Genomic DNA, 22,370 nt, shown 5'->3' on the forward strand with positions numbered 1-22,370 from the left:
GCTTTGTCGCAGTAACCCACAGTTGGCCCAACTTTTCGAGCGGCCGTGCCGCGCCTGCCGAATGATGGCGAGCACTGCGGCGGAACCGTCGCCAACTGGTCTACACCAGCGGACGGGCGGTCGCCAAACCCCTGCGGTGGAGCCGAGCGGCCCGGAGGACGCGCCCATGAGTGCCGAGAGCGCCGACAGCACGGTCAGTCCCGGACGGGAGCGGTGGAACGCTCTTTTCCAGGGGCTGCAGAAGATGGGGCGGAGTCTGCAGCTGCCGATCGCGGTGCTGCCGGCGGCGGGGATCCTGAACCGGCTGGGGCAGCCGGACGTCTTCGGGGACCGCGGGCTCGGCTGGACGGACGTCTCCAAGGTGATGCAGGGCGCGGGCGGTGCGCTGCTCGACGGGTCGGTCGGGCTGCCGTTGCTGTTCTGCGTGGGCGTCGCGATCGGGATGGCGAAGAAGGCGGACGGGTCGACGGCGCTGGCCGCGGTGGCGGGCTTTCTCGTCTATTACGGGGTGCTGCATCAGTTCCCGGAGGACTGTCCGGGCGGGTCGAGGGTGCTGCCGGGGATCGGCTGCCAGGTGGGCGACGGGTCGGTGTCGACGTTCACGTTCCAGAACCCGGGTGTCTTCGGCGGGATCGCGATGGGGCTACTGACCGCGTATTTCTGGGCCCGTTTCCACCGTACGAGGCTGGTGGACTGGCTGGGTTTCTTCAACGGGCGGCGGCTGGTGCCGATCATCATGTCGTTCGTCGCGATCGTCTTCGCGGTGGTGTGTCTGTGGGTGTGGCCGCCGGTCGGTGCCGGGCTGGAGAGTTTCAGCCACTGGCTGCGGGAGGCGGGTGCCTGGGGTGCGGGAGTGTTCGGGGTCGCGAACCGGGCGTTGCTCGTCATCGGGCTGCACCAGTTCCTGAACGTGCCCATCTGGTTCCAGTTCGGCAGTTACACGACGCCGGACGGTCTGACGGTGCACGGTGACATCAACATGTTCCTGGCGGGTGATCCGGACGCGGGTCAGTTCACGTCGGGGTTCTTCCCGATCATGATGTTCGCGTTGCCCGCGGCCGCGCTCGCGATCACGCACTGCGCGAAGCCGCACCGGCGCAAGGAGATCGGCGGTCTGATGCTGTCGGTGGCGCTGACGTCGTTCGTCACCGGGATCACGGAGCCGCTGGAGTACTCGTTCCTGTTCATCGCGCCGCTGCTGTACGCGGTGCACGCGGTGCTGACCGGGGTGTCGATGGCGGTGACGTGGGGGCTGGGGGTGCACGACGGGTTCAGCTTCTCGGCGGGGCTGATCGACTACGTCATCAACTGGAACCTGGCGACCAGGCCGTGGGCGATCGTCCCGATCGGGCTGTGCTTCGCGGTGGTCTACTACGCGGTCTTCCGGTTCGCCATCACGCGGTTCGATCTGAAGACGCCGGGCCGGGAGCCGGAGGACGAGGTGGAGGACGTCACCAAGGCTTAGCCGCGGGGTCACCGGACGGCGTACAAAGCGTGATTCTTCTGTTGCGGAATTGACGGGTTCCTTATAACGCCCCCATCGTGTACAACAGGTCTACACCACTGAGTGGTGTAGACCACCACCGATGGAGGAAGTATGACAACCGCCACCACGACGGCGGCTCCCACAAAGAAGTGGGGTTCCGGTCTGTTCCAGGGCCTGCAGAAGGTCGGCCGCAGTCTTCAGCTCCCGATCGCCGTGCTGCCGGCCGCGGGTCTGCTGCTCCGCTTCGGTCAGCAGGACATCCACGACAAGCTGCACCTGCCCGACAAGGTCACCGCGGTGTTCGCGACGGCCGGTGGCGCGATCTTCGACAACCTCCCGATGCTGTTCTGCATCGGTGTCGCGATCGGCTTCGCCAAGAAGTCCGACGGCTCCACCGCTCTGGCCGCCCTGGTCGGCTTCCTGGTCTACAGCAACGTCCTCAAGGCGTTCCCCGTCACCGAGGCGAAGGTCCAGGCGGGTGCGGACATAGCCGCGACCTACAACAACCCCGGTGTGCTGGGCGGCCTGATCATGGGTCTCCTCGGTGCGGTGATCTGGCAGCGCTTCCATCGGACCAAGCTGGTCGACTGGCTCGGCTTCTTCAACGGCCGCCGGCTCGTCCCGATCATCATGGCCTTCGTCGGCACGATCATGGGTGTCTTCTTCGGCCTGATCTGGAAGCCCATCGGTGACGGCATCTCCGACTTCGGCGAGTGGATCACCGGTCTCGGCGCCTTCGGTGCCGGTCTGTTCGGTCTGATCAACCGTGCGCTGATCCCGGTCGGCATGCACCAGTTCGTGAACACCGTCTCCTGGTTCCAGATCGGTGACTTCAAGAACGCCTCGGGCCAGATCGTCCACGGTGACCTCACCCGCTTCTTCGCCGGTGACCCGACGGCCGGTCAGTTCATGTCCGGCTTCTTCCCCATCATGATGTTCGGCCTGCCGGCCGCCGCCCTGGCCATCGCGCACACCGCCCGCCCGGAGCGCCGTGCCGCCGTGATGGGCATGATGCTGTCGATGGCGCTGACCTCGTTCGTGACCGGTGTGACCGAGCCCATCGAGTTCACCTTCATGTTCATCGCGCCGCTGCTGTACGCGATCCACGCGGTGCTGACCGCCCTGTCCATGGCGATCACCTGGGCGCTCGGGGTCCACGCGGGCTTCACCTTCTCCGCGGGTGTCATCGACTACGCGCTCAACTGGAACCTGGCGACCAAGCCGTGGCTGATCATCCCGATCGGTCTGGTCTTCGGAGCGATCTACTACTTCGTCTTCCGGTTCGCGATCATCCGGTTCAACCTTCCCACCCCGGGCCGCGAGCCCGAGGAGGAGGTCGAGGACCTCACGAAGGCGTGAGTCCGGCCCGGCCATGACGAGGCCCCCGCAGCCCGGCGGCTGCGGGGGCCTTTGCCGTACCGACAGGCCTGAACCCCGTGGTGCGGCGGGTCAGATCTCGTAGACGACGCGGGGCGCCGCCAGGTCCACCGGACCGTCGAAGACCTCGCGCGCGTCGGCGAGGTTCACCGCCGGGTCGGTCCACGGGGGGATGTGGGTGAGGACCAGGCGCCTGGCGCCGGCGCGGGCCGCGGTCTCGCCGGCCTCGCGGCCGTTGAGGTGCAGGTCCGGGATGTTCTCCTTGCCGTGCGTGAAGGCCGCCTCGCACAGGAACAGGTCGGTGTCACGGGCCAGCGTCTCGAGCGCCTCCGTGACGCCCGTGTCGCCCGAGTACGTCAGCGACTTCCCGGCGTGTTCGACGCGGACGCCGTAGGCCTCCACGGGATGGCGGACCCGTTCGGTGTGGACCGTGAAGGGGCCGAGGTCGAACGTGGACGGCTTGACCGTGTGGAAGTCGAAGACCTCGCTCATCGAGGAGGCGCTCGGGGTGTCGGCGTAGGCCGTGGTGAGACGGTGCTCGGTGCCCTCGGGTCCGTAGACCGGGATCGGCGGGCACGGGCCGCCGTCGTGGCGGTAGTAGCGCGCCACGAAGTAGGCGCACATGTCGATGCAGTGGTCGGCGTGCAGATGGCTCAGGAAGATCGCGTCGAGGTCGTAGAGACCGCAGTGGCGCTGCAGCTCGCCCAGGGCGCCGTTGCCCATGTCGAGGAGCAGCCGGTAGCCGTCGGCCTCTACGAGGTAGCTCGAGCAGGCCGATTCCGCGGACGGGAACGACCCCGAGCAGCCGACGACGGTGAGCTTCATGAAGCAGAAACCTCCGTTGGCGGAACACCCGGAACGACCGGGAACTGGAGTCGGAGAACAGAGAGGTGAGCGGGGGGTGAGCGGGTCGTGCGGTTTGTCGAGCGTAAGGCGCAAAAGGGCCGGTCGCTCCTCTGCCAGGGGCCGTTGTGGGCGAACTCACCTGTGCTGTCACCGGTTCGGCTGGACTAGGGGCGCACAAGGATCGCGCAAGGGCGCGCGTCGGATATCCCGCGCCGGTAACGTCGTCGTATGGACACGTCATGGTGGCTCGCGCTCGCGGCAGTCGTCCTGCTGGCGCTGGTCGCCACACTCGTCGACGGGTGGGGCCGGGGTCATCGTCCGCGCGGGCACCGGACCCGGCCGCCGGGGCATCCGCGTCCCCCGCGCGCGCAGACCGGGCGGCCCCGGCCCGGGGACATCTGGTGGGCCAACGTGCCCTACGAGGACGGTCCGGGCGCCAAGGACCGGCCCTGTCTGGTGCTCGCGGTGCGCGGCAGCCGGGCGACCGTCGCGAAGATCACCAGCAAGTACCACGACGAGCGGGCCGGTGTGATCCCGCTGCCGCCGGGTTCGGTCGGGGACGCCCGGGGCCGGCCGAGCTTCCTGGAGACGGACGAGCTGCGCGAGGTGTCGGTGGGCGAGTTCCGGCGCCGGGTGGGCGTGGTGGACCCGGTGCTCTGGGACCAGGTCCGGCACCTGGCGCCCTGAGCGCCACCGCGCCCTGAGGGTCACCGCACCCGCACGGTGACCTGCCACTCCTGGATGCCCTTGCAGGAGACCCCGCCGGGCGTGGCGGGCTCGGCGCACAGCGGCCGGGACGAGGTGAGGGTGACGGTGCCGGGTGCCACGGCGTCGTAGGCGGCGGTGGCGTCGCCGGGCTGGAGCACGATCCCGCCGTTGGTGGCCCGCAGCCCGTCGCCGCTGACCGTGACGGCCTTCCAGGGGCGCTGCCGGGTGCCGTCGAGGGTGAGCCGGAGCTGTCCGCCGACCGTCACGCAGACCGTGCCGCGGTTGTCGGCGGCGGTGAGTTCGGAGGTGCGGGGCGCGCAGCCGCCCGGGGAGCCGCTCGCGCCGGGGCCCGTGGCCGGGCCGGAGGACGGCGGCGGGGCGGAGACCTTGCCGCTGCCCTGGCCGGTGTCGCCGCTCTGCGAGCCGCAGCCCGCCAGCAGGAGGAGGGTGGCCGCGGCGAGCGAGGTGCGGTGGACCGTCGTACGGCGCATGGGGTGTCCGCCTTTCCGTCGGGGAACGGAACCCTTGATGCCGATGTGACGTATGCCCCGGACATACGGATCCCGCACCCGGACGGCTTCCGGGTGCGGGATCCGGTCATGTCACGGACGGATCAGCCGGTCGTGACGGCGGTGTCGTCGACGACGAAGCTGGTCTGCAGGGAGGAGTCCTCCACACCGCTGAACTTCAGGGTGACGGTCGAGCCCGCGTAGGACGACAGGTCGAAGGACTTCTGGGCGTACCCGGTGGCCTTGTTGAGGTTGGAGTAGGTGGCCAGGGTCGTCGAACCGGCGGTGACCGTCAGCTTGTCGTACTGGGTGCTGGTGCTGGTCTCGGCGGTGTCGACGTGCAGGTAGAAGGTGAAGGTGGCCTTGCAGCCGGACGGGATCGTCACCGACTGGGAGAGCGTGTCGGTGTGGGTGGAGCCGTAGCCGTCGAGCCAGGCCTTGTAGGAGCCGGCGTGCGCCGCCTCGCCGGTGTCGTTGGTGATGACCCCGCTGGAGGCGCTCCAGGTGGTGTTGCCCGACTCGAAGCCCGGGTTGCCGAGCAGCTGGGCCGAGGTGCAGGTGCCGCCGCCGCCGCTGGTGCTGACGGTCCAGCCGAACGACGTCGAACCGGTGGCGCCGGTGGAGTCCTTGGCCGTCACGGTGACCTGGTAGGTGCCCGCGGTGGACGCGGTGCCGGAGATCAGGCCGGAGCTGCTGATCGACAGGCCGGTGGGCAGGCCGGTCGCGCTGTAGGTGAGGGCGGCGCCCGCGCTGTCGGTCGCCGAGATCTGGAGGCTGACCGAGCTGCCGGTGACGGTCGACTGGCTGCCCGGGTTGGTGACGGTCACCGTGTTGCCGGTGCTGGTGCCGGCGGTGAAGGCGGTGGTGCCGTTCGGGGTGCCCCAGCCGGTCGGGCCGTCGTAGCCGGTGCCGGCGGTGCAGAAGTACGACGTCGAGCAGGAGCCGTTGTTGCCGCTGGTGACGTCGTACAGGTTGCCGGTGTGGGAGTAGGGGTACTTCGCCGGGTAGTCGCTCGCGCCCGGGGTGCCGGCGAGGGCGTAGACGCCGGCGATGATCGGCGAGGAGGCGCTGGTGCCGCCGTAGACGGCCCAGCCGGATCCGCCGTAGGTGTCGTAGACCGCCACGCCGGTGGCCGGGTCGGCGACCGCGGAGACGTCGGACTCCATGCGCTTGGAGCAGCCGGTGTCGGTCTGCCAGCTCGGCTTGGCGTCGTAGGCGGAGCAGCCGGAGCCGGTGCCCTCGGAGGAGCTGGTCTTCCACACCGACTCGGTCCAGCCGCGGGAGTTGGACGAGGTGGACAGCGCGGTGCCGCCGACGGCGGTCACGTACTGGGAGGTCGCCGGGAACTCGGCGCCGTAGTCCTCGTCACCGGCGGAGACGGTGATCGCCACGCCCGGGTGCTTGAAGTACGAGGTGTCCTCGCTGGTCTGGGAGGAGGACTCGGAGCCGCCCCAGCTGTTGGAGACGAACTTGGCGCCGAGGGTGACGGCCTCGTTCTCGGCGGTGCCGAGGTTGGCGTCGGTGGGCGACGTCGCCTCGACGAGGATGATGCTGCAGTTCGGGCAGACCGCGCTGACCATGTCGATGTCGAGCGCTTCCTCGCCGGCCCAGCCGGAGTCGTTCGTGGGCAGCGAGGTGGTCGAACCGGTCTGACTGACCTGCTTGAAGCAGCCGTTGGCCTTGGTGCAGGCCGACAGGCCGAACTGCGAGCGGTAAGTGGCCAGGTCCGACTCGGCGTTGGGGTCGTTGTAGGCGTCGACCACGGCGACGGTCAGGCCGGAACCGCCCGTCGAGGGCAGGTTGTAGGCGCTGTGCAGGTTCGAGGGGCTCAGGCCGGAGGGGGCGGCGGCGAGCGCGGAGGCCAGCTGCTGCTTGATGTCGGTCCGGCGCTGTGCGAAGCAGGAGACCTGGCCGGCCTTGGTGGCGGTGGCGCACAGGTGCTCGGTGGGCACCTTCTGGCCGGCCTTGCCGGTGCCGTGGACGGCCTGGCGGGCGGGGTCGGTCAGGGCCTTGGCGTTCTGGGTGGCCTTGGTGGTGGCGTGGGGTGCCGCGGTCGCGGGCTGGACGGCTCCGGCGGTGGGTGCCGCGGCGAATCCGGAGACGGCGAGGGCGAGGGCGGGGAAGGCGACGGCCAGGAGTCTTCGCAGGCTCCGTCGTGATTCACGCATGGGGGTACTGCCTCCATCGGTGGGGTTACAAGGCAGGCCCGTGACGCGCGTAGCGGCGGCAGAGTGCGCGCAGTCATGAGCATGACACTTCGAACACCCTGGGATGCCGACATGCATGGCATGAACAGGACGAGGAGAAGCTAGCCGGGTTCGGTGAGGGCCGGTCCCCCCGGACGAAGATCTTTGCTACGGCATGGACAGCGCTTAGCCCCCTCATAGGAGGGGGTTGGCGCGTGCATGATGAGGGCTATGCCCAGAGCTGACCCTGAAGGGTCTCGATGGCTTCCTCGGTCGTGGCGGCCGTGTAGACGCCGGTCGACAGGTACTTCCAGCCGCCGTCGGCGACGACGAACACGATGTCCGCGCTCTCGCCGGCCTGCACGGCCTTCTTCCCGACGCCGATCGCGGCGTGCAGCGCGGCGCCGGTGGAGACGCCCGCGAAGATGCCCTCCTGCTGGAGGAGTTCCCGGGTCCGGGTCACGGCGTCGGCCGAGCCCACCGAGTAGCGGGTGGTGAGCACCGAGGCGTCGTACAGCTCGGGCACGAACCCCTCGTCGAGGTTGCGGAGCCCGTACACGAGGTCGTCGTAGCGGGGTTCGGCGGCGACGATCCGCACGTCCGGCTTCTGCTCGCGCAGGTAGCGGCCGACGCCCATGAGGGTGCCGGTGGTGCCGAGCCCGGCGACGAAGTGCGTGACGGAGGGGAGGTCGGCGAGGATCTCCGGACCGGTCGTCGCGTAGTGCGCCCCCGCGTTGTCCGGGTTGCCGTACTGGTAGAGCATCACCCAGTCCGGGTGCTCGGCGGCGATCTCCTTGGCCACCCGCACGGCGGTGTTGGACCCGCCGGCCGCCGGGCTGGAGATGATCTCCGCGCCCCACATGCCCAGCAGGTCCCGGCGCTCCTGCGAGGTGTTCTCGGGCATCACGCACACCATGCGGTAGCCCTTGAGCTTGGCCGCCATCGCCAGCGAGATACCGGTGTTGCCCGAGGTCGGCTCCAGGATGGTGCAGCCCGGGGTGAGCCGGCCGTCCTTCTCCGCCTGCTCGATCATGTGCAGAGCGGGGCGGTCCTTGACCGAGCCGGTCGGGTTGCGGTCCTCCAGCTTGGCCCAGATCCGCACGTCGGCGGAGGGCGAGAGCCGCGGCAGGCGCACCAGGGGGGTGTTGCCGACCGCGGCCAGCGGGGAGTCGTAGCGCATGCCGATCTCAGGCCATGCCGCCGGCGACCGCCGGCAGGATCGTGATGGTGTCGCCGTCGGTCAGCTTGGTCTCGATGCCGTCGACGAACCGCACGTCCTCGTCGTTGAGGTACACGTTGACGAAGCGGCGCAGCTTGCCGTCGTCCACGATGCGGGCCTGGATGCCCGGGTGCCTGCTCTCGAGGTCGGCGAACAGCTCGGCGAGGGTGCCACCGCTGCCGTCCACCGCCTTCTGACCGTCGGTGTACTGGCGGAGGATGGTCGGGATGCGGACCTCGATGGCCATGGCTCAGGGCTCCTGTCGGAAAGTCTGGGTGGGTGGGCGCGCGGCGGCACGCCGCGGCTCACGGCCGTACGGCGGCAGGGAAGGTCAACAGATGGCGCTGTTCAGCCTGCACAGGTCGACGTGCAGCCGCGCCACGAGCAGGGTGCTCCGCGCCTTGTCGCTCACGTCGTTCAGAACCATGGGGTCATCGTATCGATTCCCGGTGCGGGTTCTGGAGTGTGATCTCGGAGTACGGACAGTTTTCGACCGCAGGATGAGATGGCCCGTCGAGGGCGCAGCGCGTGGTCAGTAGGCGTCCACCGTGGTGATCTCCTCCTCCGTGACCTCGCCGTCGACGATGCGGAAGGACCGGAACTGGAAGTCGCCGCCGCCGTCGGTGTCGGCGGTCGAGACCAGGACGTAGTGCGCGCCGGGCTCGTTCGCGTAGCTGATGTCCGTGCGGGAGGGATAGGCCTCGGTCGCGGTGTGGGAGTGGTAGATGACCACCGGCTCCTCGTCGCGGTCGTCCATCTCGCGGTAGAGCCTGAGCAGGTCGCCGGAGTCGAACTCGTAGAACGTCGGCGACATCGCCGCGTTCAGCATCGGGACGAACCGCTCGGGGCGGTCCGAGCCGGCCGCTCCCGCCACGACGCCGCACGCCTCGTCGGGATGGTCCTTGCGCGCGTGGGCGACGATCCGGTCGACGAGTTCCTGGGTGATGGTCAGCATGTCCGCCAGGATAAGCAGAGGGCCGCCCCGTACCGAAGGCTGGTACGGGGCGGCCCATATGCCGGACGTCCTGAGCGGCTGCCGCGGGGGGCGCCACGAGAGCTCCCCGCGGCGGGACGTCCTGAGGGGGTGGCGAGGGGGTCAGCTCACCTTCTCCAGCGGCGTCCCCTCGCGCCGCTCGGTGACCTCCGGATGGCGGTTCTTCAGGACCAGCCAGCCGGCGCCGAGCGCGGCGGCCCAGCCGGCCATCACGTACAGGCAGACCCGGGAGTCTCCGTCGTAGGCGATCAGGCCGGTCACGAAGAGCAGGAAGACGATGGCGATCCAGCTGCACACCGCGCCGCCCGGCGCCGGGAACGGGGAGGCGGGCAGCCTGCCCGCGTCGACCGCGCGGCGGTACAGGACGTGGCTGATCAGGATCATCAGCCAGGTCCAGATGCCGGCCGCGGTGGCCACCGAGGTGACGTATCCGAACGCCTTCTCCGGGACGATGTAGTTGAGGATCACGCCGATGCCCATGAAGAGCACGGAGACGGTGATGCCGAACGCCGGGGTCTTCGACGCGGACAGCTTCCGGAACGCGGCCGGGGCCTCGCCGCTGTCCGCGAGGTTCCGCAGCATCCGGCCGGTGGAGTACATGCCGGAGTTGCAGGAGGACAGCGCGGCGGTCAGGACGACGAAGTTGACGATGCCGGCGCCGGCCGGGATGCCGATCTTCGCGAAGGCCGCGACGAACGGGGAGACGCCCGGTGCGAACTCGGTCCACTTGACGACGCACAGGATGACCGTGAGCGCGCCGACGTAGAAGAGGGCGATGCGCCAGGGGAGGGTGTTGATCGCCTTGGGGAGGGTCTTCTCCGGGTTCTCGGACTCGCCGGCGGTGACGCCGACCAGCTCGACCGCGAGGTAGGCGAACATGACGCCCTGGAGGGTCATCAGGGAGGAGCCGACGCCCTTGGGGAAGAAGCCGTCGAACTGGTAGAGGTTCGCCACCGACGCGGTGTCACCGGCGGCGCTGAAGCCGAAGGTGAGGACGCCGAGACCGATCACGATCATGCCGATGAGGGCGGTGACCTTGACCATGGAGAACCAGAACTCCAGTTCTCCGAAGACCTTCACGGAGATCAGGTTGACCCCGAAGAGGATCACCAGGAAGACCAGCGCGGTCACCCACTGGGGGACGGACGGGAACCAGTAGTTGACGTAGATCGCGGCGGCCGTCAGTTCGGCCATGCCGGTGACGACCCACATCAGCCAGTACGTCCAGCCGGTGAAGTAGCCGAAGAACGGGCCGAGGAACTCCCGTGAGTACTCGGCGAAGGACCCGGAGACCGGGCGGTACAGGAGCAGTTCGCCGAGCGCCCGCATGATGAAGAAGATGATGCCGCCCGCGAGGGCGTACATCAGGATGAGGCTGGGACCGGCCTTGGCGATGTTCGCCCCGGCGCCGAGGAAGAGGCCGACGCCGATGGCGCCGCCGATGGCGATCATCTGGACCTGGCGGCTGCCGAGTCCGCGCTCGTACCCCTCTTCCGAGGCTTCGGAGGACTGCTCCGACGTGTCGACCTGAGCGGAGGTCATGTGTGGTGTGCGCCTTTCTCCATGCCGACCCGGGCCTCTGGTCGGCCGCGGATCGGGTTTCGATCCCCCCGGATTGCTGGAGTGGTGCCTGGCCGACGATGGTCGGCTCGGTGGCGCACCCGGACGGGCACGTGGGTGGTGCCGCCGGGCGGTCGTGAAGATTTATCACGGCCGCCACACTGATCACAGGGAGCGACCGGCAGGCGTTGTGGCGCACACCACAGGAAGAACCGGACAAAGTCGGGCCGAAACGGCCATACCGGGCCACAACGGTGACTGGATCGTTATCCGGATTTGAGCGTCCTCTGAGCGAACGCGAAAGCGGGACGGATTACGACATAAGGGTGGCGACCAGGGTCTCCTGGAGGCCGCCGAGCCACAGGTAGGCCATCACCATCGGCTTGCGCGCGTCCTCGTCGGGAAGCTGGTACAGCAGATCGGTGTCGTCCTCGTCGGTGATGTCGAGGCGGGCGCCGATGGCCAGGCGCAGGTCGTTCAGGGCGCCGAGCCACTGCCGGGACTCCTGCGGCGCCAGTTCGAGGACCGCGCCGCCCTCCCCCACCGGAGCCAGCGCGTCCAGGGAGCGGATGACCGCGAGCGCGCTCTCCCGCTTGCCGGCCCGCAGGTCGTTCTCGGTGTAGCGGCGGAACTCGGCCGAGTGCGCCGTGCGCTCCTCGGCCTCCCGCGTGGAGCCGGGCAGCCGCTCCGGGTCGGAGTAGGCGTCCGGGAAGAGCCGGCGCAGCACCGGGTCGGTGGGCGCCTCGCTCGGTCCCTCGGCGAACAGCTCGGCGAGCGGGTCGTCGGGCGCGTCCTCGGCGGGGCCGGGGCCGATGAGCTCCAGGAGCTGGACGGCCAGCGACCGGATGATCGAGATCTCGACGTCGTCGAGCGCGACGGCCGCGCCGCCGCCGGGGAGCGGTTCGAAGATTCCTGGCATGAAGGGGGTTCGCTGCTTCCGGTCCTGGTCGAGGAGTCGAGTCGAGGAGGGGGGTGACTACTTCCGGTCCTGCTGGAGGGTGGCCCACAGGCCGTAGCCGTGCATCGCCTGCACGTCGCGCTCCATCTCCTCGCGGGAGCCGCTGGACACGACCGCCCGGCCCTTGTGGTGGACGTCCAGCATGAGCTTGGTGGCCTTGTCCTTGGGATAGCCGAAGTACGTCTGGAAGACGTACGTCACGTAGCTCATGAGGTTGACGGGGTCGTTGTGCACGATCGTCACCCAGGGGACGTCGGGCTCGGGTACGGCGAAGACCTCCTCCGCCGACTCGGTGCGTTCGATCTCTACGGGAGCGGGTGACGTCACAGGCCCATGCTGCCACGCGGCCCACAAATCGTCACACTGACGAAATGGGGGTAGCATGCTTGCCATGAACACAGCGGACCTTGGGCTGCCGGTGGATGTTCCCTCGACGGCACTCTTCACGGACCAGTACGAGCTGACGATGCTGCAGGCCGCCCTCAAGGCCGGAACGGCCGAGCGGCGCAGCGTTTTCGAGGTCTTCACCCGGCGGCTCCCGGAGGGGCGCAGGTACGGCGTCGTGGCGGGCACCGGACGCGTCCTGGACGCCGTGGAGAACTTCCGGTTCGACCCGGACGTCCTCGGCTTCCTGGCCGACCGGGAGATCGTCGACGAGCCCACCCTGCGCTGGCTCGCCGGCTACCGCTTCAGCGGTGACATCTGGGGCTACCCGGAGGGCGAGGTCTACTTCCCGGGCTCGCCGGTCATGCGGGTGGAGGGCTCCTTCGCCGAGTGCGTGCTGCTGGAGACGGTGATCCTCTCGATCCTCAACCACGACTCGGCGATCGCGGCGGCCGCCTCCCGGATGGCCTCGGCCGCCGGCGACCGGCCGCTGATCGAGATGGGTGCCCGCCGCACCCACGAGCTGGCCGCGGTCGCCGCCTCCCGCGCCGCCTACGTCGGCGGTTTCGCCACCACCTCCGACCTCGCCGCCGGCTTCCGCTACGGCATCCCCACCGTCGGCACCTCCGCCCACGCCTTCACCCTGCTCCACGACCGCGAGCGGGACGCCTTCCGGGCCCAGGTCGACTCGCTCGGCCGGGGAACCACCCTGCTGGTCGACACCTACGACGTCGCCGAGGCGGTCCGCACGGCCGTCGAGGTGGCAGGACCCGAGCTGGGCGCCGTCCGCATCGACTCCGGCGACCTGCTGCTGGTCGCCCACCGGGTCCGCCAGCAGCTGGACGAGCTGGGCGCCCGGGACACGAAGATCGTCGTCACCTCCGACCTCGACGAGTACGCCATCGCCTCGCTGGCCGCGGCCCCCGTGGACGCGTACGGCGTCGGCACCCAGCTGGTCACCGGCTCCGGGCACCCCACCTGCTCCATGGTCTACAAGCTGGTCGCCCGCGCCGAGTCCGCCGATCCGAAGGCACCGCTGCTGCCGGTCGCGAAGAAGTCCACCGGCGGCAAGACGTCCGTCGGCGGCCGCAAGTGGGCGGCGCGGCGGACGGACGCCGAGGGGGTCGCGGAGGCCGAGGTCGTCGGCACCGGTGAGGTGCCGGCCGAGCTGGTCGACCAGCAGCTGCTGGTCGAGCTGGTGAAGTCCGGCGAGGTCGTCGCCCGCGAACCGCTGGACGCCTCCCGCGCGCGCCACGCGGCGGCCAAGGTGAGCCTGCCGCTGTCCGCGACCCAGCTCTCCCGCGGAGAAGCGGTCCTTCCGACGGAGTACGTCCAGGGGCGCTCGGGTAGCTAGAGCGGGTGCCCGCGTACGCGCCGTACGCGCCCCGCGAAGCCCCCTCCCCTAAGCCTCCGTAAGTCTCTACGCTCGGAGGTTCAGGCCGGGCCCGCACCCTGTTTCTCTGCGTCTCCCCCCTCGACAGACCCGATACCGAACGCGAAGGACACCGACCATGCGCCGCGCCTTGATCGTCGTCGATGTGCAGAACGACTTCTGCGAGGGGGGCAGCCTCGCGGTCTCGGGCGGCGCCGATGTGGCCGCCGCCATCACGGAGCTGATCGGACAGGCGCCGGCGGGCTACCGCCACGTGGTGGCGACCCGCGACAACCACATCGCGCCGGGCGGCCACTTCGCGGACAACCCCGACTACGTGCACAGCTGGCCGGCGCACTGCGTGGCCGGCACCGAGGGCGTCGGCTTCCATCCGAACTTCGCCCCGGCGGTCGCCTCCGGCGCGGTGGACGCGGTGTTCAGCAAGGGCACGTACGCCGGGGCCTACAGCGGCTTCGAGGGCGCCGACGAGAACGGGGTCCCGCTGGGCGACTGGCTGAGCGCCCGGGAGATCACCGAGGTGGACGTCGTCGGGATCGCCACGGACCACTGCGTGCGGGCCACCGCGCTGGACGCGGTCCGCAGGGGCTTTCGCACCCAGGTGCTGCTGGATCTGACGGCGGGGGTCTCGGAGGAGACGACGGAGCGGGCGCTGGAGGAGCTGCGCGCGGCGGGTGTGGAGCTGACGGGCAAGCCGGTGGTGTGACCGCCGCGTCTGCCCTCCGGGGGGATGCGGTGACCGGGCGGTGTGCGTCTGCGGGACGGTGGGGGCCGGTCGCGCAGTTCCCCGCGCCCCTGAGGTCGGGCGCTGCCCCGGCGATCAGCGGTCTCGGCCTCTTTCCGGCGCCACAGCAGGCCGCTCCCCGGCTGCGGGCCGGTGGGGGCTGATCGCGCAGTTCCCCGCGCCCCTCAGGGCGGGCGTGGACCCGGCGATCGGCAGTTCGGCTCGCTTTCCGGGGGTCAGGCCGCTGCTGATCTTCGGAGGAGGGCTCTGATCGGGTGCCACAGTTCGGTGGCGGTGACACCGTTGTCAGGGGCGGTTCGCCATATGAGGCCGTCGGGGTGGTGCAGGACGGCCGTGATCTCGTCGGGGGTCGGCGGGGCCGCGTTGCCCCGCAGGTAGACCGCTCGCATGCCGAGGTTCCTGAGCCTGGTCAGGGCGCGGGCGCGGTTCTGGGCGAGGACCAGTACCCGGACGCCCGAGGCGCCCCCGGCGGGGGCGGGGCTGGGCAGGTTCAGTGCCACCACCACGCTGCCGTTCGGCAGCTTGCAGAACCCTCCTGCGGCCATGCGGTCATACCCCCGTACGAGTAGGTGTCAATAAGAAAGCCACAGGACGCACCTAAACACGATCGGCGGCGACCCGCCAGGGGGTCGCCGCCGATACGTCTCTGACCTGCGAAGATGCGTGTTACTTCACCGCAGGGCCGACCTGGAGGGACATCGTGGAGCCGTCCTTGGCCTCCGTGACGATGTTGATCTTCGTGTTGGTGTCAGTGATCTTGACACCACCGGTCGGGTTCGAGGCGTCGTAGTAGTCGCTCTTGTGGTCGTTGAAGACCGACACCCCGGAGGACTGCCTGATCTTGGTCGCCACGTCCGCGTTGTGCAGCGTGATCCCGTCGCTCGCGTAGAGGCTGAACGGCGAGTCGTAGGCCTGCACGCGGTTGCGCATCAGCGTGCCGTTGGACCACTTCAGCGTCGTCGGGTGGGAGTCGATCGGGAGGATCAGACCGGTGCCGGGGTGGCCGCCGTCGCCCAGGTGCGTGTTGTTGTCCGCCTGGGAGGTGTCCCACTTCCAGATCAACAGGCCGTTCTGGTACGGGTAGTGCTCCACCCAGTCCGGACGGGTCGTCGAGAAGCCGAAGTTGTACGGACCGGTCTTCAGGGTCGTGTCGTACGACACGTACTGGCGGTTCTCCGCGATGTAGTACTGCGCGTAGTCCTTGGTGAAGGACTCGCCGATGCGGGAGAAGCCGGCCGCGGTCCACGCCGGGTCCGCGGACTCCGCGTTGTCGGAGAAGAGCGCCGAACCGTCCGCGGTCACCGTGATCTCGTCGGCCGCGAAGCCCTTGAGGGCGACCCCGCCGTCGGTCTGGTAGCGGAAGCGCAGCTGGATCTTCTGGCCCGCGTAGGCGTTCAGCGGGTACGACAGCTTGGTGTACGCGTCGACCGAACCGGTGAGCGCCGGCTTGTCGCTGCCGTCGCGCGGGATGGCCTGGCCGTCGGCCGTGCCGTCCAGGGCGGTCCAGTTGGCGCCGCCGTCGGTGGACACCTCGGCGTAGAGGTAGTCGTAGCCCGCCTCGATGTCGTACCAGCCGTCCAGGCTCAGCGTCGCCGAGGACTTGCCGGTCAGGTCGACGTCACGGGTCAGCGTGTTCTTGAGGTTGTCGCCGCTGCCGCTCCACCACTGGGTCGCGCCCTGGGCCGGGGCGACGACGGTGGTGGTGACCGCCTTGTCGGGCAGCGAGACCACGAGGGCCTGCTTGTCCTTGGTGTTGTACTCGGCCACGCCCAGCTTGTGGCTGGACTTCTTGCCGGCCTTGGCCACGTCGTAGTTGAGCCAGCCGAGCTGGAGCTTGTCCCAGGCGTTCATGTCGCCGGGCAGGTCGCCGATGGCTTCCTTGCCGGTGCCGAGCCAGGAACCGGAGGACATCAGGGTCCAGAACCCGGTGGAGTTCTCGCCGCCGTCGGTGTCGTACTCGTCCGGCAGGCCGAGGTCGTGGCCGTACTCGTGCGCGTAGACGCCGAGTCCGCCGTTCTCCGGCTGCATGGTGTAGTCGCCGACCCAGACGCCGGTGTCGCCGACCTGGGTGCCGCCGAGCTTGTTGTTCGCGGGGCCGGTCGCGCCGGCGTCGGTGCCGAAGGCGTACCAGCGGTGCGCCCAGATGGCGTCCGTGCCCTGGGCGCCGCCGCCCGCGGACTCGTCCTCGCCGGCGTGCACGATCTGGAAGTGGTCGACGTAGCCGTCGGGCTCGTTGAAGTTGCCGTCGCCGTCGTAGTCGTAGCGGTCCCACTGGTCGTACTGGGCGAGGTCGGCCTTGATCGCCGCGTCGGACTCACCGGCCGCCTTCTGGCCGGCGACCCAGGAGTTCAGGCCGTCGCGGACCAGGTTCCAGACGCTGGAGCAGGTGGTGGAGCCGCAGGCGTTGTTGCCGTAACGGGCCTCGTTGTAGGGGACCTTGACCCAGTCGGTGACCTCGCCCTGGACCGAGTAGCGGCCCGAGGACTGCTTCTCGTAGTACTTCTTGAGCGACTCGGTCTTCTTGCCGGTGCCGAAGTACAGGTCCTGGAAGTGGGCCTGGTTGTAGTCCTTCTGCCAGGCCGTGGAGTTGTCCTTGGTGCGGTCCGGCTTGGCTATCTGGTTGTGCAGCGGGCCGACGGTGCCGCCGTAGCGGGGGTCGGTCTGGTCGCCGAACTCCACCAGGATCGTGAAGATCTTGTCGGTCTTCTCCCGGCCGAGCTCGACGTACTTGCTGTCGCCCTTCTTGCCCTTGAGCTGGACGACCTTGGAGCCGTCCCGGTCCTTGACCTGGGCCTTGCCGGATATGACCTGGTCGAGGGCTTCCTGCCGCTGGGCCTCCTGGGTCTTGCTCAGGGGCCCGTCCAGGTCGTGCTCGTCCTGCTTCGTCGACGGGTCCTTCCGGTCGACGGTGTGGGTCGCCGGTTTCGTCGCGGCCTGGGCCACGGCGAAGGTGGTGAAGCCCGCGGACGCCGTCGCGAGGGTCACCCCGATGGCGAGCGCTCTCAACGTCCAGGATCTGTTGGTCACTTGAGGTCCTCCCCTGCGCCGCGCGCACGGAAGGGGGGTCCGGATACATGGAAGGATCCGTGCGCGCACGTTCAACGCGTCGATTCAAGTGACGTCATTTGACTACTGGTTTACGAGAAAAGACAGACCTTGACTTGGACAGTTCAACTGCACTATGCGGAGAGGAAGTTCGCTTTACGGACACCGTGATAGAGGAGGCCCCCGCGGACCTCGCTCACCCGGCGCGCATATGCCGCCGGGCGCCGTATGCCATGCGACCGTGCGCCCCCTGTGCACCGGTACCGTGGGTTAGGTCACGCTTACCGGACGTTCCAGTCGGGCATGCACGCGAATAGAGTCGAACGGTGGAACGCCCGGAAGCCGGTGGAAAGCAAGGCCGGCTCCCCGTCTCACCCCACATCTTCCGAGGACACGATTGCCATGCCTCGTCCGACCCCGGCACAGCTCGTCTACGGTTCGTGCACCGTGATCTGCTCGACGCTCGCCATGCTGCTGCTGTCACAGACGAGTTCGGGCATCGGGATCGCGGTCATCGCGCTCGCGGCGCTCGGTCTGGGACTGCTGGTCGCCATGACGGTCCCGCTCCCCCGGCCGCGCGCGGCCGCCGAGCCCGAACCCGCTCCGCTCGCCTCCCCCGAGGTGCGGGTCCCCCGCCACCGGGAGACCGTGGCCGCCGCCGCGGCCGACTCCGTCCGGGAGCCCTGACGCCCGTACCCCCGACAAGCACCGCGCGCACGAGAAAGCCGGCGGGTCCGTGAGACTGACGGACCCGCCGGCTGCTTGTGCGCGCCGCGAGGTCAGTTCCGGGTGCTGACCACGACCGTCTTGGCGGCCTTGTCGTGCAGCCCCTGCTTGTACGGCTTGTCGAAGAAGCTCCAGCCGCCGCAGATGACCGTCCACACGCAGGCGCAGCAGAAGGCGAACGGCAGCCACAGCACGAGCGCCCGCACCAGCGAGGTCTGGGCCGAGGGCGTGGACCCGTCGGACAGGTCGGCGACCCGCATGCCGAGCCACTTCTTGCCGAGGGTGCGGCCCGACCTGGCGGTCATCAGGGTGTCGTAGCCGACGAACAGGACGGCGGCGACCAGCGACTGCGCGAAGGACTTGCCGACCTCCATCTTGTCGCCGTTCACCTCGTACTCGCGCACCCCGAACGCCCAGGTGAGCAGCCAGACCACGATGAGCACCAGGATCATGTCGATGATCCGGGCCAGCGTGCGCCGGCCGCTGTCGGCGAGCGGCGGCATCCCGGCGAGCGGATCGGCCGGACGGCCGCCGGCCCCCGAGTCGTACGGGCCGCCGCCGGCTCCGTAGGGGCCGCCGCCGTAGGAGGGCGGCGGGGGCTGCGCGCCGCCGTACGGGGTGTCGTACGGCGAGCCCGGCCCCTGGCCCTCGTCCGGCGGCCCGGACGGGGGCTGTTTCCTGAACGGGTCGTCCTCCGGCGGCTGTCCGGAGCCCGGGGGCGGTTCGGTGCTCATGGCCCGAGTGGACCGCGAAGCCGCCCCGGCCGCATCCGGCGCGAGGCCGTACGGGGTACGACGCCCCGTCAGCCGGCGACGAAGGTGTGCGCCGCCTTGTCGTGCCAGCACTGGTGCCAGGGCCGGTCGAACAGGCACCAGGCGACGCCGACGATCCCGATGCCGAGCAGACCCGGCACCGTGTACACCAGCCAGCGGCGCAGGGCGGTACCGAACGCCGGGGGCTCGTGGCCCTCGATGTCCCGCACCTCCAGGCCGAACAGCTTCTTGCCGAGGGTGCGGCCCCATTTGGCGGTGGGCCACACCTCGTACAGGACGCCGGCGGCGACCAGGACGGCGAGGACGACGCCGAGGTAGAGGCCGGTGGTGCCGTCGAGCAGCCAGACGGTCTCGGTGCGGCCGGAGAGCTTGGCCGCGTCGATCTTCTCCTGGACGTGGTCGGCCGCGCGGCTGCCCAGCGGCACGGCGGCAACGGCGGTCAGCACGCCGACGATCAGGCTGTCGACGAGCCGGGCGGCGAACCGCTTGCCGAGCCCGGCGGGACGGGCCGCGGCCTGCCGCCGGGCGGCCGCCTGGAAGACGTCCTCCACCGGCGGCTTCCAGGGCGCGGCCTGCTGGTCGCCCGCGAGCCGGTGCACCTGCTGCGCCCAGGAGGACTGGCCGCCGCCGGGCCCGGAGGTCATGGGCGCGCCGGACCCGGGCCGGGAGCCGGCGGACTGCGGGGGTACGGGCGGGGCGACGGCCTGGGGCGCGGCGGGCGACGGGGCCGCGGCGGCCCGTTCGGCGGCGGCCTTTCCGGCGCCGAAGCCGGGGCGGGCGCTCGCGGGAGCGCCCGCCGGGCCCTGCGCGCCGGATGCGCCCGCGCCGGACGCGGCGCCCGTGCCCGGGGCGCCGTCGGTGCGGATCGGACGGAAGGTCCGCGTGCCGTCGTCCAGGGGCGGCCGGTCGGCCTGTGGAGCGGACGCGGGGCCCAGGGTCGGCCTGCGGAAGATGAACGTGCCGCCGGAGTCGACGTCCCCCTGGTCGGCCGGCGGGATCGTCGCCGAACCGTCCGTGTGGGAGGAACGGCCGTCGGGCTGGGACGGCGGACCCGCCGCCGCCCGCGGGTCGGTGCCCCACGGAGTCCCCTCGGCCGCCCAGCCGGAGCCACCCCGCTGCGGGTCCTCGTCGAAGAAGTGCGGGCCGGTCTCCTCCACCACCGGGGTCGAGGGGCGGGAGCCGGGCGGCGGGGCGAGCTGTTCGCCGCCGGACGGGGCCGGGCGGCTGGTGCCCGGCACCCACGCGGCGCCGTTCCAGTAACGGACGTAGCCGGGGATGGACGGGTCCGGGTAGTAGCCCTCGCGGGGCCGTTCGTCACCGGGTGCCGGGGTAGGGGCGGTCATGTCCGTCATCCCGTATCTGCTCGGGGGTCGTGTGGGAGGCTCCACATCTATCAGACCCGCGTCCCCGCCACCGCCAGTCCCGCAGGACCCGCCCCTTTCCGGGCATTCCCGTGCGCCCCCGCGGCCCGGCGGAAAAACTTCCCGCGACCCGCGTAATGCTCGCGGCCCCGGCTCCTCTCTCCTCGTACGGGCCCGTCCCAGGCGCCCGCACGACCGGCCGAGAGGAACGAACGTCATGCAGCACACCGTGGTGGAGCGCGAACTGGAGCTGCGGCTCATCCTGTCCCCCGAGCGGAGCATCCCGGTCCCGGCCCGGCTCTGCTACCGCTCCGACGACCCGTATGCGGTGCACGTCGGCTTCCACGTCACCTCCGACGCCCCCGTCCACTGGACCTTCGCCCGGGACCTGCTGGTGGAGGGGGTGTTCCGGCCGTGCGGGCACGGGGACGTGCGGGTGTGGCCGACGAAGGTGGAGGGCCGCAGCGTCGTGCTGATGGCGCTGAGTTCACCCGACGGGGACGCCCTGCTCGAAGCGCCGGTCGCCCAGGTGTCCGCCTGGCTGGAGCGGACGCTGCGGGTGGTGCCGCCGGGGACCGAGGCCGGCCGGCTGGGCATCGACGACGCGCTCGACCAGTTGCTCGCCCGGTGAGGGCCGGTGGTCGCGGTCTAGAACAGCTTGCCCGGGTTGAGGAGGCCCAGCGGGTCGAAGGCGGCCTTCACGGCCCGCTGCATCTCCACGCCCACCGGTCCGATCTCCCGGGCCAGCCACTCCTTCTTCAGGACGCCGACGCCGTGCTCGCCGGTGATGGTGCCGCCGAGTTCCAGTCCGAGGGCCATGATCTCGTCGAAGGACTCGCGGGCGCGGCGGCACTCGTCGGGGTCCTGCGCGTCGAAGCAGACCGTGGGATGCGTGTTGCCGTCGCCCGCGTGGGCGACCACGCCGATGGTCAGCCGGTGTTTCTCCGCGATGCGCTCGACGCCTTCGATCAGGTCGCCGAGCCGGGAGCGGGGCACGCACACGTCATCGATCATCGTGGTGCCCTTGACGGCCTCCAGGGCGACCAGCGAGGTCCGCCGGGCCTGGAGGAGGAGTTCGGACTCGGCGGCGTCGTCGGCCGGGACCACCTGGGTGGCGCCCGCCTCCTCGCACAGCGCGCCGAGCGCGGCGAGGTCGGCGGCCGGGTCCGCGGTGTCGAAGGCGGCCAGCAGCAGGGCCTCGGTGGACTCCGGCAGGCCCATGCGGGTGAGGTCGTTGACCGCCTTCACGGTCGTACGGTCCATCAGTTCGAGGAGGGACGGCACGTGCCCGCCCGTCATGATCTTGCACACCGCGTCGCAGGCGGCGGCAGCGGACCCGAACTCGGCGGCCAGCACCAGCTGCCGCGGCGGCTTGGGCTTCAGGGCGAGGACGGCCCGTACGACGACACCGAGCGAGCCCTCGGAGCCCACGAACAGCCGGGTCAGGTCGTACCCGGCGACGCCCTTGGCGGTACGGCGGCCGGTCGACATCAGCCGGCCGTCGGCGAGGACGACGTCCAGGCCGAGCACGTACTCGGCGGTCACCCCGTACTTCACGCAGCACAGCCCGCCCGAGGCCGTGCCGATGTTGCCGCCGATCGTGCACATCTCCCAGCTGGAGGGGTCCGGCGGGTAGGAGAGGCCGTGCTCCTCGACGGCGCGGGAGAGGACGGCGTTGACGACGCCGGGTTCGACCACGGCGATGCGGTCGACCGGGGAGATCTCCAGGATGCGGTCCATCCTGGTCAGGGACAGCACGATGCAGCCCTCGGTGGCGTTGGCGCCGCCGGACAGGCCGGTGCGGGCACCCTGCGGGACGACCGGCACCCGCAGGTCGGTGGCGGTGCGCAGGACGTGCTGGACCTGCTCGACCGTGCGCGGCAGCACGACGACGGCCGGGGCGCCCGCCGGGCAGAAGCTCGCCATGTCGTGGGCGTAGGAGGTGGTCACGTCGGGGTCCACGAGAACCGCGTCGGCCGGCAGACCCGCGAGGAGCCGGTCGGTGAGGTTGCCGGTGGTCCCGTCCCGAGGCGCTTCGATACGGCTCATGATCACAGCGTCGCACCCGGGGCCATCGGTGTGAACCCCGCGGGCGCCCTCCTT

At 70.3% G+C, this 22,370-nt stretch carries 22 protein-coding genes; 7 read left to right on the top strand and 15 right to left on the bottom strand.

The window, feature by feature from the left end:
• Positions 1-166: 166 nt before the first annotated feature.
• Both ACIQOE_RS06445 and ACIQOE_RS06450 read left to right on the top strand, forming a co-directional pair.
• On the top strand, positions 167-1,465 hold the full coding sequence (locus ACIQOE_RS06445) for a PTS transporter subunit EIIC (RefSeq protein WP_351936344.1): 1,299 nt from the start codon (positions 167-169) through the stop codon (positions 1,463-1,465).
• A gap of 132 nt (positions 1,466-1,597) precedes the next feature.
• Complete coding sequence (locus tag ACIQOE_RS06450) at positions 1,598-2,845, top strand: PTS transporter subunit EIIC (protein WP_351936343.1); 1,248 nt, start codon at positions 1,598-1,600, stop codon at positions 2,843-2,845.
• A gap of 90 nt (positions 2,846-2,935) precedes the next feature.
• Here the strand turns inward: ACIQOE_RS06450 and ACIQOE_RS06455 are convergent, their stop codons facing one another.
• Positions 2,936-3,688 carry an MBL fold metallo-hydrolase gene (locus ACIQOE_RS06455; protein ID WP_351322965.1) on the bottom strand — a complete coding sequence of 251 codons (753 nt, stop codon included), beginning with the start codon at positions 3,686-3,688 and terminating at the stop codon, positions 2,936-2,938.
• Positions 3,689-3,937: 249 nt separating this feature from the next.
• On the opposite strand from ACIQOE_RS06455, the gene ACIQOE_RS06460 reads away from it, so the two are divergent.
• Positions 3,938-4,396, top strand: a complete 459-nt coding sequence (locus tag ACIQOE_RS06460; RefSeq protein WP_351322964.1) for a type II toxin-antitoxin system PemK/MazF family toxin — start codon at positions 3,938-3,940, stop codon at positions 4,394-4,396.
• A gap of 20 nt (positions 4,397-4,416) precedes the next feature.
• Here ACIQOE_RS06460 and ACIQOE_RS06465 read toward each other — a convergent pair whose 3' ends face one another.
• The 9 genes from ACIQOE_RS06465 to clpS all read right to left on the bottom strand — a co-directional run bounded on the left by ACIQOE_RS06465 (position 4,417) and on the right by clpS (position 12,227).
• The gene (locus ACIQOE_RS06465) at positions 4,417-4,908 is read right to left on the bottom strand and encodes a hypothetical protein (protein WP_362644158.1); all 492 of its coding nucleotides are present in this window, start codon (positions 4,906-4,908) and stop codon (positions 4,417-4,419) included.
• A 122-nt stretch (positions 4,909-5,030) separates the two neighbouring features.
• Entirely contained in the window at positions 5,031-7,094 is a 2,064-nt protein-coding gene (locus ACIQOE_RS06470) for a putative Ig domain-containing protein (RefSeq protein ID WP_365571929.1), read from the bottom strand.
• Between the two features lie 247 nt (positions 7,095-7,341).
• Positions 7,342-8,292, bottom strand: coding sequence for a cysteine synthase (locus tag ACIQOE_RS06475; RefSeq protein ID WP_351322961.1), 951 nt, complete (start codon positions 8,290-8,292; stop codon positions 7,342-7,344).
• A gap of 7 nt (positions 8,293-8,299) precedes the next feature.
• On the bottom strand, positions 8,300-8,578 hold the full coding sequence (locus ACIQOE_RS06480) for a MoaD/ThiS family protein (protein WP_351322960.1): 279 nt from the start codon (positions 8,576-8,578) through the stop codon (positions 8,300-8,302).
• A gap of 84 nt (positions 8,579-8,662) precedes the next feature.
• On the bottom strand, positions 8,663-8,758 hold the full coding sequence (locus ACIQOE_RS06485) for a putative leader peptide (protein WP_351322959.1): 96 nt from the start codon (positions 8,756-8,758) through the stop codon (positions 8,663-8,665).
• Positions 8,759-8,863: 105 nt separating this feature from the next.
• Positions 8,864-9,286 carry a M67 family metallopeptidase gene (locus tag ACIQOE_RS06490; RefSeq protein ID WP_351322958.1) on the bottom strand — a complete coding sequence of 141 codons (423 nt, stop codon included), beginning with the start codon at positions 9,284-9,286 and terminating at the stop codon, positions 8,864-8,866.
• Between the two features lie 141 nt (positions 9,287-9,427).
• A complete protein-coding gene (locus tag ACIQOE_RS06495) occupies positions 9,428-10,867 on the bottom strand; it encodes an amino acid permease (RefSeq protein ID WP_351322957.1) in 1,440 nt (479 codons plus the stop codon).
• Between the two features lie 331 nt (positions 10,868-11,198).
• Entirely contained in the window at positions 11,199-11,804 is a 606-nt protein-coding gene (locus ACIQOE_RS06500; protein ID WP_399008004.1) for a DUF2017 domain-containing protein, read from the bottom strand.
• Between the two features lie 57 nt (positions 11,805-11,861).
• Positions 11,862-12,227: an ATP-dependent Clp protease adapter ClpS gene (gene clpS, locus ACIQOE_RS06505; protein ID WP_351323134.1), complete on the bottom strand. Its 366-nt coding sequence runs from the start codon at positions 12,225-12,227 to the stop codon at positions 11,862-11,864.
• A gap of 7 nt (positions 12,228-12,234) precedes the next feature.
• Between clpS and ACIQOE_RS06510 the strand changes: the two genes are divergently transcribed.
• Both ACIQOE_RS06510 and ACIQOE_RS06515 read left to right on the top strand, forming a co-directional pair.
• Positions 12,235-13,581, top strand: coding sequence for a nicotinate phosphoribosyltransferase (locus tag ACIQOE_RS06510; protein ID WP_362644161.1), 1,347 nt, complete (start codon positions 12,235-12,237; stop codon positions 13,579-13,581).
• Positions 13,582-13,738: 157 nt separating this feature from the next.
• Positions 13,739-14,323 (top strand): nicotinamidase, encoded by a 585-nt coding sequence (locus ACIQOE_RS06515; RefSeq protein WP_351322954.1) that lies wholly within the window; start codon positions 13,739-13,741, stop codon positions 14,321-14,323.
• 254 nt (positions 14,324-14,577) lie between these two features.
• Here the strand turns inward: ACIQOE_RS06515 and ACIQOE_RS06520 are convergent, their stop codons facing one another.
• Together ACIQOE_RS06520 and ACIQOE_RS06525 are read right to left on the bottom strand one after the other, a co-directional pair.
• Positions 14,578-14,907 carry a hypothetical protein gene (locus tag ACIQOE_RS06520; RefSeq protein WP_351322953.1) on the bottom strand — a complete coding sequence of 110 codons (330 nt, stop codon included), beginning with the start codon at positions 14,905-14,907 and terminating at the stop codon, positions 14,578-14,580.
• 121 nt (positions 14,908-15,028) lie between these two features.
• Positions 15,029-17,389 (bottom strand): immune inhibitor A domain-containing protein, encoded by a 2,361-nt coding sequence (locus ACIQOE_RS06525; RefSeq protein WP_401409949.1) that lies wholly within the window; start codon positions 17,387-17,389, stop codon positions 15,029-15,031.
• Positions 17,390-17,809: 420 nt separating this feature from the next.
• Between ACIQOE_RS06525 and ACIQOE_RS06530 the strand changes: the two genes are divergently transcribed.
• Entirely contained in the window at positions 17,810-18,094 is a 285-nt protein-coding gene (locus tag ACIQOE_RS06530; protein ID WP_351322951.1) for a hypothetical protein, read from the top strand.
• 92 nt (positions 18,095-18,186) lie between these two features.
• Here the strand turns inward: ACIQOE_RS06530 and ACIQOE_RS06535 are convergent, their stop codons facing one another.
• Both ACIQOE_RS06535 and ACIQOE_RS06540 read right to left on the bottom strand, forming a co-directional pair.
• Positions 18,187-18,867 carry an RDD family protein gene (locus ACIQOE_RS06535; RefSeq protein ID WP_351322950.1) on the bottom strand — a complete coding sequence of 227 codons (681 nt, stop codon included), beginning with the start codon at positions 18,865-18,867 and terminating at the stop codon, positions 18,187-18,189.
• 68 nt (positions 18,868-18,935) lie between these two features.
• The gene (locus ACIQOE_RS06540) at positions 18,936-20,249 is read right to left on the bottom strand and encodes an RDD family protein (RefSeq protein WP_401409952.1); all 1,314 of its coding nucleotides are present in this window, start codon (positions 20,247-20,249) and stop codon (positions 18,936-18,938) included.
• A 235-nt stretch (positions 20,250-20,484) separates the two neighbouring features.
• Here ACIQOE_RS06540 and ACIQOE_RS06545 point away from each other — a divergent pair, with 235 nt between their 5' ends.
• Positions 20,485-20,898 (top strand): SsgA family sporulation/cell division regulator, encoded by a 414-nt coding sequence (locus ACIQOE_RS06545; protein ID WP_401409954.1) that lies wholly within the window; start codon positions 20,485-20,487, stop codon positions 20,896-20,898.
• Between the two features lie 17 nt (positions 20,899-20,915).
• Here the strand turns inward: ACIQOE_RS06545 and ACIQOE_RS06550 are convergent, their stop codons facing one another.
• Positions 20,916-22,322 (bottom strand): FAD-binding oxidoreductase, encoded by a 1,407-nt coding sequence (locus tag ACIQOE_RS06550; protein WP_401409956.1) that lies wholly within the window; start codon positions 22,320-22,322, stop codon positions 20,916-20,918.
• Positions 22,323-22,370: the final 48 nt, after the last annotated feature.

This window comes from Streptomyces sp. NPDC091282, from assembly GCF_044757385.1.
Lineage (GTDB): Bacteria > Actinomycetota > Actinomycetes > Streptomycetales > Streptomycetaceae > Streptomyces > Streptomyces gramineus.